The sequence below is a fragment of the Exiguobacterium sp. KKT215 genome (assembly GCF_055635335.1).
Window position 1 is genome coordinate 2,444,006 of record NZ_CM145756.1, and the last position, 16,695, is coordinate 2,460,700.

A 16,695-nucleotide genomic window follows, 5' to 3' on the forward strand; every position below is an offset into this window, starting at 1 on the left:
AAACGTTGTGAAGTGACAATTTGTTCAAGTTTCGTCAAACTAGAGCGAGAGGAGGGAACAACCATGCACATTGACCATACCGGAATCGCCGTCCGTGACTTAGACGAGGCGATCGCATTTTACACGACCGTTCTACAAGGAAAGTTGGTCGACCGTTATACGAACACAGCCATCGGCGTCGAGACGGAGATTGCCGTCATCCACGTGGGTGACGACGTAATTGAACTATTATTGCCGACGAGTCCGACCAGCCCAATCGCTCGCTTCATGAAAGCGCGTGGTAAAGGTGTTCACCATATCGCCTATCGCGTCGAGGATTTGGACGAGTCAATCGAGTCACTTAAACGTGACGGTGTAACTTTTTTAGAGGACACGTTGCGGACGACGGCCAAAGGCCGGCGCCTCATCTATATGGACCCCCGTCATTCCGGAGGCGTCATCGTCGAACTATGTGATTATCCAACAATAAAGCAGTGAGGGCTCCCCTCACTGCTTTTGTAATGCCTGTTCGATGATATCCCGGTTCTTCGTTTTCAATCGTTCGTTATGGGATGATACCATTGCGGTTTTCGTCGCGTCCGGATCGATGAACGTTTTCGCTCGGTTGACAGCGTTGGCCGCATCTTGGAAAGCACCCGCAATCAGATGGACTTTCCCTTCATGCGTCAAAATGTCGCCCGCTGCGTATAGACCTGGCACCGACGACTCACTGCTCGCATTGCCTTTCACGTAAAAATCGTTCACCATCTCGACTTGAAGCTCACATTCCCCGAGAAGCGCTGTATCCTGCTCATACCCATGATTGATGACGACCTCGTCCACTTCCACAACCTCGCGGGCGCCTGTTCCGCAATCGACGAGAGCGACGGCATGAATCGTCGTCCCGTCCCGGGAAATCAAATCCTCGATTTGCGTATGCAATCGACAGTCGACACGTCCACAGAGGAGCTTATCGACTTGCGACTCATGTCCTTTAAGCGCCTCTTTTCGATACGTCAAAATGACACGCTCGGCAATCGGTTCAAGCTCGTTGGCCCAATCAATCGCACTGTTGCCGCCACCCGAAATCAACACCGTCTTCCCTTTGAACGCCATGAGCGATTTGACCGTATAGTGTAAGTTGGAGACCTCGAAGCGCTCCGCTCCGCTAATATCAATTTTCTGCGGTTGCAGGATACCACTTCCTGTCGCGACAATGACCGTTTTCGATCGATGTTGCCCGTGCGTCGTATCCAATACGAAATGGCCATCGTGATCTTTCGTCATCGCTTCGACCTTTTCTCCGAGCACGACGGTCGGGTCGAACGTCAAGCCTTGTTCTACCAGTTGTTCGATGAGTCGAGCCCCGGTCATCGGCGTGACACCCCCGACGTCCCAAATCATCTTCTCTGGATAGACATGGATTTTCCCGCCGAGATGCGGTTGAAACTCAATCAATTTCGTTTTCATCCCCCGCAATCCGCTGTAAAACGTCGCATATAGCCCGGCCGGTCCGCCTCCAATAATCGTTACATCATATAGGTCCTGTTCGCTCATCGTCCTCACCCTTCCTCAAAACTCCTGCGCCATTGATTCTCATTCTCATTCACTATACCGCGAATTAGACCGCTCGACAATCTATTTTGACATCAAACAAACATTGACACGATGTGTCGCACTTGCTATAGTAAACTCGATATTGAGAATCATTATCACGGGCGTCATTTACGGAAAGGGGAATCCATCATGTCACGGATACATACGACGGATATCAAGGTCGGATATGGGGACAAGACGATTGTAAAACAATTGAGCTTGTCGATTCCCGACCATAAAATCACGACGATTATCGGACCGAACGGTTGTGGAAAATCGACGCTCTTAAAAGCGATGACACGGATTCTTTCTCCATCTGCTGGCGCTGTGCATTTAGACGGGGCCGACATCGCGAAATGTAATACGAAAGAGATTGCCCGTAAAATGGCCATCTTGCCGCAAACGCCGGAAGGTGCCGGCGGCTTGACCGTCGGCGAACTCGTCTCCTACGGTCGATTCCCTTATCAGTCCGGATTTGGACGCCTCTCGAAACATGACCATGAAGTCATCGATTGGGCACTCGATGTGACCGGGACGCTCGCTTATAAAGACCGCAGCGTCGACGCCCTGTCTGGGGGACAACGTCAACGCGTGTGGATTGCGATGGCACTCGCCCAAGAGACCGATTTAATCTTCTTGGATGAACCGACGACTTACCTTGATTTGGCCCATCAGCTCGAAGTGCTCGAACTGCTCGAAACGCTCAATCGAGAGCAAGGGCGGACCATCGTCATGGTGCTCCACGATTTGAACCAGGCCGCTCGCTTTGCCGATCATATCGTTGCGATGAAAGACGGCGAGGTGCTCGCGACCGGTTCGGCTGAGGAAGTCATTTGTCCGCTCGTGCTCAGACAAGTGTTCCATATCGATGCCATCATCGGGCGTGACCCCCGGACCGAAAAACCGATGTGTCTCACTTACCATTTGATTAAAGATGAGCTAAAAGAAGCGCCCCCTGCCCAGCAGGCCGCCGCAACTTTGCTTGCCAATGCCCGTTAGGCTTTCTTGACGTCCCGCACATCGCGAGACGTTTTTTCGTCTCCTGCACGTTAGTGAGGAGGAAGACACGGGTAATACATCGAAGGTATTGAAAAAGGAGGCACGTTATGGATTGGCTCGATGGATTATTTGTTCTCACCTCGGTCGCTTGGCTATATGAAATTTGGCGATACCGAAACCGGTCCGAACCGACCGATGGTGCCAGTGAGCACGCCAGTTTTTATATCGTCTCATTGATGATGGTTACCGTATTCGCTATCTCGATCGGACTTTCTGTTTGGACCGATACACGTCAGGCCACACTGCAACGCCTGCTCGGCCTGAGCGGGTTCATCGCCGGTGTCTCACTTCGCTATTGGGGCATCCGACAATTGCGCCATCAGTTCACCCGCCACGTCGTCGTCCGGCCCGCGGATGAGCTCGTCAGTTCGGGACCGTATCGTTATTTACGCCACCCCCTCTACACAGGGCTCTTATTTATCACGTTCGGATTTTCACTCTTTTTCGCACCTTGGACGATTGCTCTCGTCGGTACATGTTTGATGAGTCTCGCTCTCTTATGGCGCATCCATATCGAGGAGAAGATGTTGACGTCTCACTTCGGTGTGACGTATCAGACGTGGGCCAAGTCACGTAAACGCTTGATCCCGTTCATTTATTAAGCAAAAAACATGCACGCTCGTCTTCATTGACGGGCGTGCATGTTTGGTTAAACGGAGAAACGTCCAAGTAGACGGACGATGATGAATCCAGCGAAGAACGAGAAGATACTGAGTATCCACATGATTGTCGTGTCCGGCAGACCTGGGAACACGACCGCAAGCGAGCCGATGACCAACCCGATGATGACCGAAAACGTCATGCCCGGAAAATGACCGAGCAAATAGCGAATCACTTTACTGCTGACGATAAAACCGACGGCCACTCCAAGACCGACGATGCCGATAATGAGCAAGTTCAAGTTCGACAACGCGCTGATGACGGTCGGATACACCCCGATCAAAAGCAATACGAATGAGCCACTGATTCCCGGCAACAACATCGCCATACTGCCGAGCCATCCTGAGAAGAACAAGAGAATCGTCGTCCCTGTCGAGAGTTCCGTGATGATCGCCGTATCTGCTGGTTTGATGATTGCCATGCTGGCCACAAGAATCGCTCCGATGACCATCGCGACGATATGCACCGGTCGCATAATGGCTCTCGTTCGAAATTCAAAGAAGAGCATCGGGATAATCCCGAGAATCAATCCGATGAAAAAGAACTGGGTCGGTTCATAATATTCGAGCAAGAGGAACTCAATCACGCGGCTGAGTCCTAAAATCGCCCCTGCCATTCCAATCCCGAGCGGAATCAAGAACAACAAGTGCTGTTTCCAATGCCGACTGAAGATACCACTGATTGCTTCAATCAAACGGTCATAAATTCCTAAAATGACTGCAATCGTCCCGCCGCTGACGCCAGGAATCAAATCACTCGTTCCCATCGCGATGCCGCGCAACATATTCTTCCACTCCATACACAATCTCCTTTTTCTCTCTCAATGTGATCAAGCATATAGTATAGCCGAGTCCAGATCGGTTTGCATCGGTTTCGTGACGTGTTCAGGCGTTCTCGCTTACCGTAAACGTCATATAATCGAACCGTCCCCCGGATATCTCAATCTCTTTCTCTTTCATAAAGCCGAGACGTTCATACAATCGACCTGCTGCCGGGTTCGTCTGATCGACGTTGAGCGTGACGCGAGGAATGTTCATGGCACGCGCATGAGCAATCGCCTGTTGAATCAAGCCCGTCCCAATCCCGCGTCCGCCGAACGTCGCGTCGACGGCGACCGAGTCGATATACAGGACGTCGCCTTCCGTTTCGACATCCATCTCGTCAGACTGACCGTTTGTCCGGAGCCAAGCTTTAATCGGTTCATCGAGCATTGCCGCCTGCTCGCCATGATACGCAATCAGGATGCCTGCAATCGTCGCATCGGATTCGGCCACCCATATGTTCTCGTAGCTCAAGCGGTTGCCAGGCTGACCAATCCACATCGCGAGTCGAACGAGCATGTGCTCTTGATCGGATGTGCCGGTCAATGAATAGGCGATTTCATGAATCGCCGTATAGACGAGCGGTGCAATCTGCAACTGATCGTCCGGTGTCGCTTTTCGAATATTCATCATTATCGCCTCCACTCAACAGTCTAGCATAAAGCTGTCCACAAAGGGTTTGTCAGTTCATGAAGTGTGGGATGATAGAAACAAAAGGGAGGAATGCATGATGAAAGCAATTTTAACAGGTATGAACGGGACCGTCGCCCCTGTCGTCGCCGAGACGTTAACGCGGCATGGCATCGAGCCCGTGGCCTGGGACCGAACGAAAGTATCGACCACAGATGAGGCCGAGATGCGACGTTTCATCGAATCGGTGCGTCCGAACTACTTTCTTCATATCGGGATGGGTGCCGTCGAATGGGCCGACACGCTAGCTCGGCTATGCGGAGAATATAAGATTCCATTTCTCTTCACGAGCACCGTCTCGGTGTTCTCTGACAACGTGACAGGGCCAATCACACCGGACATGCCTCCTGACGCGACCGATGAATACGGGGCCTATAAGCGGGCCTGCGAAGAGACGATTGCCCGGACCAATCCTGGTGCCCAAATCGTACGGCTCGGTTGGCAAATCGGGCATCGTGCCGGTTCGAATAACATGATGGATTATTTCGAGAACGAGATGAAACGACATGGCGTCATCGTCGCGAGCGCTCACTGGTACCCGTCTTGCTCGTTTTTGGAAGACACGGCCGATGCCTTGTTCGAGATTTTGACGAAGCGAGGGCCCGGGCTGTACCAATTGAACGGCAATTCGAGTCACTCTCTGTATGACATCGCGATGGCGCTCAAAGAGTCACATGATACGTCGTGGCAAATCGAACAGACTGATGAACCGAAACGTGATAATCGAATGGTCGATACGAATATCACGATTCAACCGATTACAAAACGGCTAGCGTTACACACGAAATGAGTCGCCCGCGGGCGACTCATTTATTTGTTCTTTCGAATTTGATTCAGCACGAAACGGCTCTTCGGTAAACTCGGAAAGTCGACAAAGCTATAACTGAGGTCTTGCGGAGGCACCTCGTAACGGTAACGTGTTAGGAACACGTCGATCGTCTCGCGCATGATTGCAATCGTCACGTGCTCCCCCGCACAGCGGTGTCCGAAATCGACATCCCCGCCGCCTTGCGGAATGAACGTGAACGGACTTTCCGTCCAGTCTTTGAACCGATCGGGGTTGAATGTATCCGGTTCCGTCCACAAGGAAGGGTCATGATTCGTCCCATATAAATCGAGCAAGACGAGCGTCCCTTCTTCGAACGTAAATCCGTTCCACTCGAAATCTTGCTTGACCCTCGCAGCGGTCACGGGGAAAAATGGATAAAAGCGTCTCACTTCTTGGACGAACCATGTCGGTTCGGTCTCACCACGCGCCAATCGGTCCCGCGCTTCCGGAAATTGGTGGAGCGCCAATACAGTGAACAACACATAAATCGAGACAGCCACGGTCGGGCGCAATATATTGATTACTTCGACAGCAACGACGTCGGCCGGAAGCAGATGACCCGCTTCATCCCGATGCCAAGAAAATTCGTATAACGCCGTTTGTTCGTTTGGGAGAAGCCGGTTCGTCCGCACTTCTTCGACCATGCCACGCACCCACGCCTCGGCCGAGGAGCGGGCCGCTCGCCCCCGAACATGTTTTGGTCCGAGGGCAGTCCCAGATTCAAATAACAATTTCATCTCGTCCGTCCGACGCGCTACTTCGCTTTCATGGAGCGGGACCCCGGCCCATTCACAGACGGCCCGCATGAGAACTTCTTGCGCCGTGTCATAGAGCACCGTCTCGTCAGCTGCCGCGTCGAGCGCCCGTTCCCACTCCCGGCTGACCAGCTTCGTTAACCGCTTGATATTTTGTGGGAACATGAGCGCCATGAACATCTGTTTGCGATGTGTATGGGCCGAGCCGTCTAACGTCTGCACACCATCCTCACCGAATAGTGTTTTCAGCAACCGTTTCGGTGCCGCATCTTTGCGCACGAACTTGTCCGCGTCATAAAACAAGGCTGCCGCCTCGCCGCCTCCGAGACAGATGACGCGTTCGCCGAGCAAGCGTGTTTCAAACAGAGTGGATTGAAAGCTCTTCCGACGGTTCGGGACGTATAAATATCCTTCCCGTAGGAACGCCAGGCTATGATCGAGCCCTTCTTCTTTTGGAATCAGTCGTGTCATCATGATCATCCTCTCCAGTTTTGCTATAAAGGATGTTCCCCTGTTGCTAGCGAACAAACCTATAGGGAAAGGAGGAAATGAAATGCTATCTTTCATCTTGACGTTCCGGCGCATGTTCCGTGGGATTTGGCGTGGCTTGAAGGATGCGGAGTTTCAAGTCTTGTTCAGTCTCGCCTTCCTGACCATCCTCTCCGGGACACTGTTCTACTCACGCTTCGAAGACATGCGTTGGCTCGATGCCCTGTATTTCAGTATCGTCACACTCACGACAATTGGCTATGGGGATTTTGTCCCGACGACCGATATCGGCAAAGTGTTCACGATCGGCTATGTCATCACGGGTGTCGGCATCATGGTCGGTTTCATCACGAAAGTGTTCGACCATCTTCAACAAGCACGGCTCGAAGAGGTTCGCAAACGCAATACGCCACCGTCCCCGTAAGGATGGTGGCGTATTGGTTTAAGAAGCTTTTCGATTTCGATTTTCGAGTTCGAGCTGTTGATTGAATCGCTTCGTTTCAGCAATGACGACACCCGACAAGAACAGTAAGCCAATCAAGTTCGGGATGGCCATCAAACCGTTGAACACGTCCGAGAGCGCCCAAACCAAGTTGAGGTTCGTCGTCATCGCACCGAGACCGGCAACGAGAACGAACGCAATCCGATAAGGAAGAATCGATTTTTGACCGAACAAGTAATGAATCGACCGTTCCCCGTAGTATGACCACCCGAGCACCGTCGAGTAGGCGAACATGACCAGTCCAATCGTCACGATATAACCGCCGGCCGGTCCAAGGAATTGCTCGAACGTCGCCGTCGTCAATTCGACCCCCTCGAGGCCCGAACCGATTTGACCGCCCATGACGAGCGTGATTCCCGTGACAGAACAGACGATGAGCGTATCGAGAAACACTTGCGTCATCGAGACGAGCGCCTGACGTCCCGGCATATCCGTTTTAGCAGCCGCTGCGGCAATCGGCGCCGAACCGAGACCTGCCTCGTTCGAGAAGACGCCGCGCGCCACACCGTAACGAATGGCGGCCCCGATGGCTCCGCCACCGATCGCTTCGGCACTGAACGTGCTGCTGAAGATGAGGGCGATGGCATCCGGAATGAGCGTGTAGTTCATCACCATAATCAACAATCCGCTGCCGAGATAAAAGACGATCATGACTGGTACGAAGTAACTGACGACGCGACCGATTGATTTGACACCGCCCAAGATGACCGCACCTGTGAAAATCATAATCAAGATACCGGAGACATACAACGGCACGTCAAAGGTCGTCTTGAGCGCCATCGCGACCGAGTTCGTCTGCACCCCGTTCCCAATCCCAAATGCCGCGAGCGAGGCGAATCCTGCGAATGCGACGGCGAGCCAACGTTGCTTCAAGCCACGTTCTAAGTAATACATCGGCCCCCCAGCCATTTGTCCGCGTTCATCGGTCACCCGATATTTAACGGCGAGCACAGCTTCGGCGTATTTCGTCGCCATACCGAAAAATCCGGATACCCACATCCAGACGATCGCCCCCGGTCCACCGAGCACGACCGCGGTCGCAACCCCGACGATATTCCCCGTACCGACGGTTGCTGCGAGCGCCGTCATGAGCGCTTGGAAGTGACTGATATCCCCTTTCGATGTTTTGTCTTGATTTTTAGAAAACGCGAGCTTCAATGCGTACGGCAACTTCGTGACTTGAAGTCCCCCGAGCCGTACCGTCAAGTAGATGCCTGTCCCCACAAGCAAAATCAATAACGGTGGTCCCCACACAAAGTTCGAAATCGTACCGATGAGTTCACTGAACGATTGACTCATTTTGAATTCCCCTTCCCCTTATGTAATCGTACACCTCTATTTTTTCAGAATACTTAGAAGATTGTCAAAAGTATTGTAATAAAACAACAATTTGATTTTTAAGCTGTATCTAAAACAGCGAGCCGCCGGTTAGACGTCTCGCTGAGAAGGGGGTTTTTCACGTTGTAAAGGGGCGCGCCAATCAAATTCATCCGGCACGTAGTCGAGTCCGCCTGAATGAAACGGTTGGCATCGCATTAAGCGGCGAGTCGTCAAATACCCACCTTTAAGGGCACCATGCTTTTCAATCGCCTCGATTCCATAGTGCGAACACGTCGGATAAAAACGGCAAGTCGGCGGTTTCAACGGCGAGATGAACCGTTGATACCCTTGAATCCCCCGCACTAACACTCGTTTCACTCTCATCGCCTCCAGTTTGATTACTGCCATAATAGCTTGCCCGGGCCAGCTTGTCATCTATGGCGCATGCGACAATCAAATGACAAATCGCTCATCTTTTTTTCCTTTGTTTTACAATTTGAGCACGATGGGCGCTATTTGTTGCGTCATTTGTTATGATAAGCAACATGTATACGACCGAATCTATATGAAGAGGTGACGAGAATGAATATTTTAATGGTAGGTGCAGGATCGATGAGTGAGTCACTCGTACGCGGATGGCTTGCCTCAGGTGTGTTGCCTGAACAAATCACGATGACGAACCGGAGTGACCGGACCCGTTTGACAGCGTTACAGGCCGAGCTCGGCGTGCAAATCGTCGACGAAGAGGATGTCAACGCGTATGACATCGTCGTCCTCGCGATGCAACCGGACGGAGTCATTCCTTACGTGCAATCTAAAACGTGGAGCACACCGCTCCTCGTCTCCGTAGCAGCTCATATCGAACCGAGCGAGATTGAAGAGGCGTCAGGTCTCCCTGCCGTCTGCGCGATGCCGAATACCCCAGTCGCTTATCGGAGCGGGATGACCGGACTCTGGTTCGGCCCAGAGACCGATGATACGGTCCGTGAGACCGCGACGGCGCTGTTTGAACGCGTCGGACGGACGGCCGTGACGGATGCGAAGACGATGTCCGCCTTCATGGCTGCCGCCGGATGCAGCCCCGCTTTCTTTTATGAAATCGTCGGTTCGATGACGCCCGTCTTGACCGATGCCGGTTTCGATGAAGCGACGGCGCGCCAAATCGTCGCCCAGGCGATGAAAGGATCGGCTGAACTGTTGCTTCACGAGACACGGCCGACGAACGACTTGATTGCGGACGTGGCCGCGCCAGACGGTCCGACCGACCGCGGTGTCGGTGTGCTCCGCTCGCGCGATTTAGCAGACGTCATGGCTTCTGCCCTTCGCGAAAGTGCGAGAGAAGAAGTCGAACAACCGAAGAATTGAAAAAATCCGAGAAACGCATCGCGTCTCTCGGATTTTTTTATTGGACGATATGTAAAATCGAGACGATGACCGCGACCATCAAGATTCCCGGCAATAAGTTCGCGACACGAATCCGCGTGATGCCGACCAAGTTCAACCCAATCGCGACAATCATGACACCACCGGTCGCCGTCATCTCTAAAATAAAGTCATCCATGAGCGACTCCGGGATGAACTTCATGATTTGAATGGCGAGCAAGGCGATTGCCCCTTGGTATAAGAGAACCGGGACAGCCGAGAACATGACCCCGATGCCGAGCGTCGAGCTGAGGACGAGTGCCGTGAAACCGTCAATCAATCCTTTCGTATAGAGGACGTCATGATCCCCGCGTAATCCGCTGTCGAGCGCGCCGATGACGGCCATCGCCCCAATGACGAAGATGAGCGTCGCCGTGATGAAGCCCTCGGCGATACTTGACTTGCTCTTGCCCCCGAGGCGGCGTTCCAATTGATAGCCGACCTCGTTCAACTTCTCATCGAGCTTCCACCATTCGCCGAGTGCGGCCCCGATGACGAGACTGCCGATGACGATTAAAAAGTTCTCACTTTTCATCCCCATTTGAACGCCAAGCAAGACGACGGCGAGACCGATGGCTGCGGTGACCGTCTCTTTCATTCGTTCGGGGATGCGGTGAAACAAGAGTCCAAGTAATGTGCCAATCACGATCAACGCCGCGTTGACGATTGTTCCGGTTAAGACCATCGTATAATTCCCCGTTTCTGTATGTATTGAGAGGAATATACCAACTGTTTATGTAGGCTGTCAATTGAAAGAAAAACAAAAAAAAAGCCACTTCTCGCAAGAAGTGGCGTCGCGGAAACCCACGTTCCTATGGGTTTCGCATCGGGTTTGGCACCCAAGTGATTCTGACTGGGCTCGAACCAGCGACCTCTACCCTGTCAAGGTAGCGCTCTCCCAGCTGAGCTACAGAATCAGGTCGTGTCCTCTCTTAAGGACACTATTAATATATCAAGAAACTAATGCCTTGGCAACTGTTTTTTAAAACTTTTTTTTACTTTTTTTAACGCGTCATTTCTTCCCGTTTCATATGGCGGCACAACCGTTCTAAATCACCGGCATATACCGAGACGAGCATGCCTTGATATTCGGTATCCCGATCCCAATGCAGTCCGTTCGCTTTCGCGACCCGTTGCGATGGGACGTTATCCGGATGAATCAAGGAAATGATCTCTTTCTCACCTTCTTCGAACGCATGACGCATGAGACGAGCCGCTGCCTCGCGTCCGTAGCCCATATGCCAATGCTTCGGCGCCAACCAATATCCGACTTCAAGTTCAATCGTGCCGTCGAGTTCATGGAGCAACGTGCCGGCATGACCGATTGGCTCGTCATTTTCATGCGACATCAATTTGAGCAACCCGGTTTGACGACCCGTCTGATAGCGGGCCAACTGGCGCTCGAACCATTCGATCGTCTGTTCATCCGTATATGGCTTTCCATCCGGGCTAATGAAACGCATCACGCGCGGATCTTGGAGTAGCGATTTCACGAAATAAAAATCAGCAATCGTGTAAGGTTCGAGTCGTAGACGCTCGGATTGCAGTTTGATATGACTCATCGTCCCCGCCCCTTTCGTTCACAGTCTGAACTATTCAATTCCCGTTTTTATTCGAAGCTAATCCTGATCACGCGACAACTTTTAATCCGATGACACTCCCGATAATAAGCAATAAGAAGAAGATACGCCACCGGTCCCGCGATTCGTTCAAATACAGCATGCCGAGCACGACGCCGCCGGCCGCCCCAATCCCGACCCAAATCGAATATGCCAGCCCGAGCGGGAGCGTCTCGAGAGAGCGCGACAACAAATAAAAACTTAAGGCAAACGTTCCGACGGACAAGATCGACCATTTAACAATCTGATAGCCTTTCGATTTTCCCATCCAAAAGACCGCCATCATCTCGGCAAGACCCGCGCCAATCAAAAATACCCAACTCATGCCGATTCTCCTCCTGTCACTTGTTTCAGTCCAATCACACCGATGAGGAGCGTCGCGATAAAGACGAGCTTCATGCCGGTCAGCGCCTCATCGAACAAGACTGCACCGACGATGACCGTTCCGACGGCCCCGATGCCGGTGAACACTGCATAACCGGTCCCGGCCGGTAACGTCCGGAACGACATCGCCAACAACCCAAAGCTCACAACTAATAAGAGAACGGTCACCACGCTCGGACCGAGCACCGTGAAGCCGTTCGACAGTTTCATCGTCGTGGCCCAGACGATTTCAAGCAGGCCGGCTAGAATGAGCCAAACCCAGGCCATTTGATCTTGTTTCATGTCCATCCGACTCCTTTCTTATAGATGGTGAATGCGGCCTGTTGCCGCTTGACGCGATTCGTCTCGAGCGTGAAGAGTGAGATGAGCGCGCCGTCGAGAAAACAATAGTAGGCATCGTAAACGTCCTCGAGCGACTGTTCGGGTAACGCCCCTTGCTCCATCGCCAATCGAAACTGTTCTTTCTCAAACGCTTGCAAGTCCGTCTCGACCGACCCGAGCGTCGTCTCGATGAACAATCGCAATTCAGGCGGCGGGACGAGCAACATCCGCTTCGTCAGCATCCATGTCTCCTCTTCTTCAAAGAAGCGAATCAACGTCTCGACGATGGCCTCGATCCGTTCGAGCGGTGCCGCGCCCTCAGTGGCGTCCCGCGCTTCTCGCCAGACGCGATCGTAACGATCTGCCATGTCCTCGACGACTTGTTTGAACAATTGCTCTTTTCCTTCGATATGGGCGTATAGCGACGCTTTCTTAATGCCAACATCCTCGGCGAGTGCCGCTAATGATAGTCCTTCATACCCTTCAAGCGCAAAGCGCCGCCGTGCCGCCAGCTCGATTCGTTGTTTCGTATTCATCCGTCATCGACCCCTTTCTTCATTATCACTTTACCTAACGAACGGTAGGTAGTCAAGTGTCGCGATTGCATTTCTCGTCCACACCCGGCAAACTAAAACCAGTTGACTGCGAAAGGAGCGCTTTATATGCTCGACCAATTCAGCTTCACCTTACCGACCGAGGCCATACGTGGCCGGAAGCGGATTGTCCGTGTCTATCGTCCCGACTTCGTGTCGGCTGACGAACGAATCCCGGTCCTCTATATGCACGACGGTCAAAACGTGTTCGACGGCAAGACCGCCACGATCGGCGAAGGTTGGTCAATCGACCGCCACATCGAGGACTTGCAATTGCCGCTCATGGTCGTCGCCATCGCGAGTGCCCCGGACTGGCTCGACCGCTACGATGAGTATTCGTTTTATGAGGATGAGATGCTATATCGCCGAATCGGGCCGGAACTCGCCAAGACACGGCCCACGCTCGGCGGGAGAGGTCGGGCTTACGCCGACTGGCTCATGAAAGAGTTGAAGCCGTGGATTGATGAACGCTACGCGACCGACCCGGACAACGTCGGCGTGATGGGCAGCTCGATGGGCGGGGTCATCTCGCTCTATATGATGACGGCCTATCCGTCCATCCGGCGCGTCGGCTCGCTCTCGACAGCCGCTTGGGCCAATCTCGACTCCCTCATTCGGGATGTGAAGCAGGCCGATGTGACGGCGCGTCTCTATATGGACATCGGGACGAACGAGACGAGCGGACCGATCACGCCCGAGGATTACCTCTATACGAACGCGAAACTCGTCGAGACGGTCGCGCGAACAGGGATCGCCTTCCGCTATGAAGTCGAGCCCGGTGCCGTCCATAATGAAATCGCGTGGCGGCGTCGGCTACCGAACGCCCTCGCCTTCCTCTATGAATTGACATAAAAAAGAGACGAATTCCACGAAGGGATTCGTCTCTTGCTTGATTAAATGACCCAGTTGCCGTCACGCATGATGGCTTCGCGTGAACCGTCTTCGAGTTCGCCGTCGATGTTCATCTCGGCCGAGCCGATCATGAAGTCGACGTGTGTCATCGAGTCGTTCGCACCGTTCTCGGCGAGCTCTTCAGCTGACATTTGCGGTCCGCCTTCGAGACATGTCGAGTAGGCGCGTCCGAGCGCCAAGTGGCATGATGCGTTCTCGTCGAACAACGTGTTATAGAAAAGGAGACCCGAGTTCGAGATTGGTGAGTCGTCCGGCACGAGCGCAACTTCTCCGATACGACGCGCCCCTTCATCGAGGTTCAACAACTCATCGAGTGCCTGTTGGCCTTGTTTCGCTTCCGCCTTCACGACTTTCCCGCCTTCGAACCAAAGCGTGAACCCATCAATCAAGTTGCCGCTGTAGCTGAGCGGTTTCGTGCTCGAGACGTGTCCTTCGACCGAATCTTTATCAGCGAGCGTGAACACTTCTTCGGTCGGCATGTTGGCGATGAAATCGACGCCGTCGATGTTCGGACCGCCGCCGCCAAGGAAGACGTGCTTCTTCGGCAAGCCGATCGTCAATTCCGTGCCCGGTGCCTTGTAGTGGAGCTTCGCATACTTCTTATTCGTGAGTAATGTCGCTCGTTCACGGAGCGATGCGTCATGCGTATCCCACGCCGCAACGACATCCGGTTGGTCCATTCGCGTCGCTTCGAAAATCGCTTTCCAAAGGGCCGGTACAGCGTCTTCACGGTCTGGGAAGACTTTCTTCGCCCACGCTTCCGAAGCGCCAGCGACGATTGACCAGCTGACGTTGTCGCTCATGACGTATTTACGCCATTTGGCAAGTGCCACGCCGGCAGCACGATTCGAGTCCGCGATGCGTGATGACTCAACGCCGTTCAGTGCGTCCGGGTCGTCGCTGACGATTGATAGGAAGGCTGTCTTCTCTTCGGCCAATTGTTCAAAGCGTGCCTTGAGCCATTCCGGGTATTCTTTGAAGGCATCCGCCGGGGCGTTGAAGTAACGGACTTTCGTCGTCTCTTCGTCGCTCCAGTTGACATACACTTGTTTCGCGCCAGCCGCGTAAGCTGCTTTCACGATTTGACGGACGAGCGGTGCTTGGCTAATATCAGCTCGGACTTCGAGCTGTTGGCCCGGCTGAATGTTGACGCCTTTTTTGACGGCAAGCTCAGCGTAGCGGGCAAATTCTGCCTCGGTCGGCATGGTTACAGTAGACATATGTACAGTTCCTCCTTTTTCACTTATTTCTATTTTCTTAAATTTTCGGAAAAGTTGCAACCAAATCGCAAAAACGGGCATATTAGTAGATGAAGACAGAAGGAGGAATATACATGTCAGATTGGAAAACGACGTACACACACTTTTTAACAAGCGCGACCGAGGACTATACCAACAAAGAAAAATTGGGTGACCTCTTGGTCCAAGGTGAACTCGCTCTCGCTAAAGTGACAGTCGATGTCGCGTCAAGCGAGATTAGCAATATCGAACGGGAAGAAGAACTGACGCTCTACTTCCAAATGAAACAATTGCTCAATATGTTGCGCGCCCTCTATAACGACCAGTTCGAGATGCAGCCAGACAAACAGCATGCCCTCGTCGCCGCCGTCCTCTACTTCGTATCCCCATTCGATGCGATTCCGGATGACGCTCCGCTCGGCTTATTCGATGACGCTCAAGTCATCGATTACGTTCATGAACAGCTCGCAAGTGATATCGACCGCTTCCATAATGAATTGTAATCATTCGACGCTTGAAATTCCGACATCGTCGGAGTACGCTTGAATGAGTTTATTTCAAAGGGGGCGTATGGCGCCTAGCCATTATCTATGTACGCAAAAACTAGAAAACGGATCGCCGTCGAGACGACCTTGTTCATCATCGCCGGAACGATTCTACAATCGATTTTTGTCGGTCTATTGCTCAAACCAAACGAAATCGGGTCCGGGGGTATCGTCGGGATCACGTTGATCGTCAATGAACTGTTCAACACGCCGATTGGATTCACGCAACTCGTCTTGAATATCCCGCTCTTCATCGTCGGGATTAAATATCTGGGGAAACGGTTCATTCTCATGACCGGCCTCGTCGTCGTCTTATCATCCATCTTGATTGACACGTTGCCCGTGCTCATCCCGCCGACACCGCTCGATGACCCGCTCGTCGCCTCGGTGTTCAGTGGGATCGTTTCCGGCCTCGGGCTCGCCCTGCTGTTGTTCGCAGGCGCTTCGACCGGAGGACTCGACATTCTCGGGAAAGTCATTTATACGAACAACCGGAACTTATCACTCCCGAAAATCTTTTTGACACAAGATATCATCGTCTATATCCTCGTGTTCATCACGTTCGACATTAAAGCGGTCATGTATGCGCTCGTTCTCAGTTTCGTCCGGTCGCGGACGTTGTTGACGATTCACCGGTTCTTCTCGGCGCAGAAGCAGTGTTTCATCATCTGTAAGAAAGCCGATGAAATCAACCTTGTCATCAAGCAGAACTTGAAACGCGGCGTCACGATTATGGACGCGACCGGCGGTTACTCGAACGACTCGAAGAAGATGTTGTATGTCGTCGTCCAGAACAACGAAATTCCAAAACTGCGTCAAATCGTCTCCGAGATTGATTCAGAAGCGTTCGTCACCGTCTCCGAAATCGATTCGGTCGTCGGTAACTTCAAAGAACATTCGTATACACTTTAATCGACAGCGAGTTGCTGTCGATTTTTTTGTGTAACAAACGCATGAACAA

General features: G+C 52.6%; 21 protein-coding genes and 1 tRNA gene. 9 read left to right on the top strand and 13 right to left on the bottom strand.

Annotated features, from left to right (window positions below):
* The first annotated feature begins 63 nt into the window (after nt 1–63).
* Nucleotides 64–477: a VOC family protein gene (locus ACZ2GZ_RS12725; RefSeq protein WP_029596069.1), complete on the top strand. Its 414-nt coding sequence runs from the start codon at nt 64–66 to the stop codon at nt 475–477.
* A gap of 9 nt (nt 478–486) precedes the next feature.
* On the opposite strand, the gene ACZ2GZ_RS12730 is transcribed toward ACZ2GZ_RS12725, so the two are convergent.
* Nucleotides 487–1,536, bottom strand: coding sequence for an NAD(P)/FAD-dependent oxidoreductase (locus ACZ2GZ_RS12730; protein ID WP_214715532.1), 1,050 nt, complete (start codon nt 1,534–1,536; stop codon nt 487–489).
* Between the two features lie 189 nt (nt 1,537–1,725).
* On the opposite strand from ACZ2GZ_RS12730, the gene ACZ2GZ_RS12735 reads away from it, so the two are divergent.
* Both ACZ2GZ_RS12735 and ACZ2GZ_RS12740 read left to right on the top strand, forming a co-directional pair.
* Nucleotides 1,726–2,574, top strand: coding sequence for an ABC transporter ATP-binding protein (locus ACZ2GZ_RS12735; protein WP_214715534.1), 849 nt, complete (start codon nt 1,726–1,728; stop codon nt 2,572–2,574).
* Nucleotides 2,575–2,681: 107 nt separating this feature from the next.
* Nucleotides 2,682–3,236: a methyltransferase family protein gene (locus tag ACZ2GZ_RS12740; RefSeq protein ID WP_021065269.1), complete on the top strand. Its 555-nt coding sequence runs from the start codon at nt 2,682–2,684 to the stop codon at nt 3,234–3,236.
* A gap of 47 nt (nt 3,237–3,283) precedes the next feature.
* Here the strand turns inward: ACZ2GZ_RS12740 and ACZ2GZ_RS12745 are convergent, their stop codons facing one another.
* Nucleotides 3,284–4,093: a DUF368 domain-containing protein gene (locus ACZ2GZ_RS12745; RefSeq protein ID WP_058765707.1), complete on the bottom strand. Its 810-nt coding sequence runs from the start codon at nt 4,091–4,093 to the stop codon at nt 3,284–3,286.
* Nucleotides 4,094–4,178: 85 nt separating this feature from the next.
* Nucleotides 4,179–4,745, bottom strand: coding sequence for a GNAT family N-acetyltransferase (locus ACZ2GZ_RS12750; protein WP_470295304.1), 567 nt, complete (start codon nt 4,743–4,745; stop codon nt 4,179–4,181).
* A 100-nt stretch (nt 4,746–4,845) separates the two neighbouring features.
* On the opposite strand from ACZ2GZ_RS12750, the gene ACZ2GZ_RS12755 reads away from it, so the two are divergent.
* Nucleotides 4,846–5,595 (top strand): sugar nucleotide-binding protein, encoded by a 750-nt coding sequence (locus tag ACZ2GZ_RS12755; protein WP_029596072.1) that lies wholly within the window; start codon nt 4,846–4,848, stop codon nt 5,593–5,595.
* A gap of 20 nt (nt 5,596–5,615) precedes the next feature.
* Here ACZ2GZ_RS12755 and ACZ2GZ_RS12760 read toward each other — a convergent pair whose 3' ends face one another.
* Nucleotides 5,616–6,863 carry a cytochrome P450 gene (locus ACZ2GZ_RS12760; protein ID WP_353048278.1) on the bottom strand — a complete coding sequence of 416 codons (1,248 nt, stop codon included), beginning with the start codon at nt 6,861–6,863 and terminating at the stop codon, nt 5,616–5,618.
* Between the two features lie 79 nt (nt 6,864–6,942).
* Here ACZ2GZ_RS12760 and ACZ2GZ_RS12765 point away from each other — a divergent pair, with 79 nt between their 5' ends.
* Nucleotides 6,943–7,302: a potassium channel family protein gene (locus ACZ2GZ_RS12765; RefSeq protein ID WP_131472430.1), complete on the top strand. Its 360-nt coding sequence runs from the start codon at nt 6,943–6,945 to the stop codon at nt 7,300–7,302.
* Nucleotides 7,303–7,320: 18 nt separating this feature from the next.
* On the opposite strand, the gene ACZ2GZ_RS12770 is transcribed toward ACZ2GZ_RS12765, so the two are convergent.
* Both ACZ2GZ_RS12770 and yidD read right to left on the bottom strand, forming a co-directional pair.
* Nucleotides 7,321–8,679: an alanine/glycine:cation symporter family protein gene (locus tag ACZ2GZ_RS12770; protein WP_021065263.1), complete on the bottom strand. Its 1,359-nt coding sequence runs from the start codon at nt 8,677–8,679 to the stop codon at nt 7,321–7,323.
* Nucleotides 8,680–8,808: 129 nt separating this feature from the next.
* A complete protein-coding gene (gene yidD, locus ACZ2GZ_RS12775; protein ID WP_082665786.1) occupies nt 8,809–9,084 on the bottom strand; it encodes a membrane protein insertion efficiency factor YidD in 276 nt (91 codons plus the stop codon).
* A gap of 198 nt (nt 9,085–9,282) precedes the next feature.
* Here yidD and ACZ2GZ_RS12780 point away from each other — a divergent pair, with 198 nt between their 5' ends.
* Nucleotides 9,283–10,065, top strand: coding sequence for a pyrroline-5-carboxylate reductase family protein (locus tag ACZ2GZ_RS12780; protein WP_058765705.1), 783 nt, complete (start codon nt 9,283–9,285; stop codon nt 10,063–10,065).
* 37 nt (nt 10,066–10,102) lie between these two features.
* On the opposite strand, the gene ACZ2GZ_RS12785 is transcribed toward ACZ2GZ_RS12780, so the two are convergent.
* From ACZ2GZ_RS12785 to ACZ2GZ_RS12810, 6 genes are all read right to left on the bottom strand, one after another.
* On the bottom strand, nt 10,103–10,807 hold the full coding sequence (locus tag ACZ2GZ_RS12785; protein WP_021065260.1) for a DUF554 domain-containing protein: 705 nt from the start codon (nt 10,805–10,807) through the stop codon (nt 10,103–10,105).
* Between the two features lie 159 nt (nt 10,808–10,966).
* Nucleotides 10,967–11,039: transfer RNA gene (locus tag ACZ2GZ_RS12790), tRNA-Val, on the bottom strand.
* 87 nt (nt 11,040–11,126) lie between these two features.
* Nucleotides 11,127–11,684 (bottom strand): GNAT family N-acetyltransferase, encoded by a 558-nt coding sequence (locus ACZ2GZ_RS12795; RefSeq protein ID WP_029596076.1) that lies wholly within the window; start codon nt 11,682–11,684, stop codon nt 11,127–11,129.
* Between the two features lie 67 nt (nt 11,685–11,751).
* A complete protein-coding gene (locus ACZ2GZ_RS12800; protein ID WP_021065258.1) occupies nt 11,752–12,066 on the bottom strand; it encodes a DMT family transporter in 315 nt (104 codons plus the stop codon).
* Nucleotides 12,063–12,392: a DMT family transporter gene (locus ACZ2GZ_RS12805; protein ID WP_029596077.1), complete on the bottom strand. Its 330-nt coding sequence runs from the start codon at nt 12,390–12,392 to the stop codon at nt 12,063–12,065. The genes ACZ2GZ_RS12800 and ACZ2GZ_RS12805 overlap by 4 nt, the downstream gene beginning before the upstream one ends.
* 11 nt (nt 12,393–12,403) lie before the next feature.
* Nucleotides 12,404–12,982, bottom strand: coding sequence for a TetR/AcrR family transcriptional regulator (locus tag ACZ2GZ_RS12810; RefSeq protein ID WP_021065256.1), 579 nt, complete (start codon nt 12,980–12,982; stop codon nt 12,404–12,406).
* A gap of 126 nt (nt 12,983–13,108) precedes the next feature.
* Here ACZ2GZ_RS12810 and ACZ2GZ_RS12815 point away from each other — a divergent pair, with 126 nt between their 5' ends.
* Nucleotides 13,109–13,891 carry an alpha/beta hydrolase gene (locus ACZ2GZ_RS12815; RefSeq protein WP_214715538.1) on the top strand — a complete coding sequence of 261 codons (783 nt, stop codon included), beginning with the start codon at nt 13,109–13,111 and terminating at the stop codon, nt 13,889–13,891.
* Between the two features lie 41 nt (nt 13,892–13,932).
* Here ACZ2GZ_RS12815 and ACZ2GZ_RS12820 read toward each other — a convergent pair whose 3' ends face one another.
* Nucleotides 13,933–15,171, bottom strand: coding sequence for an aminopeptidase (locus tag ACZ2GZ_RS12820; RefSeq protein ID WP_214715540.1), 1,239 nt, complete (start codon nt 15,169–15,171; stop codon nt 13,933–13,935).
* 113 nt (nt 15,172–15,284) lie between these two features.
* Here ACZ2GZ_RS12820 and ACZ2GZ_RS12825 point away from each other — a divergent pair, with 113 nt between their 5' ends.
* Together ACZ2GZ_RS12825 and ACZ2GZ_RS12830 are read left to right on the top strand one after the other, a co-directional pair.
* The gene (locus ACZ2GZ_RS12825) at nt 15,285–15,692 is read left to right on the top strand and encodes a YkvA family protein (RefSeq protein WP_021065253.1); all 408 of its coding nucleotides are present in this window, start codon (nt 15,285–15,287) and stop codon (nt 15,690–15,692) included.
* Nucleotides 15,693–15,779: 87 nt separating this feature from the next.
* Complete coding sequence (locus tag ACZ2GZ_RS12830; RefSeq protein ID WP_021065252.1) at nt 15,780–16,646, top strand: YitT family protein; 867 nt, start codon at nt 15,780–15,782, stop codon at nt 16,644–16,646.
* Nucleotides 16,647–16,695: the final 49 nt, after the last annotated feature.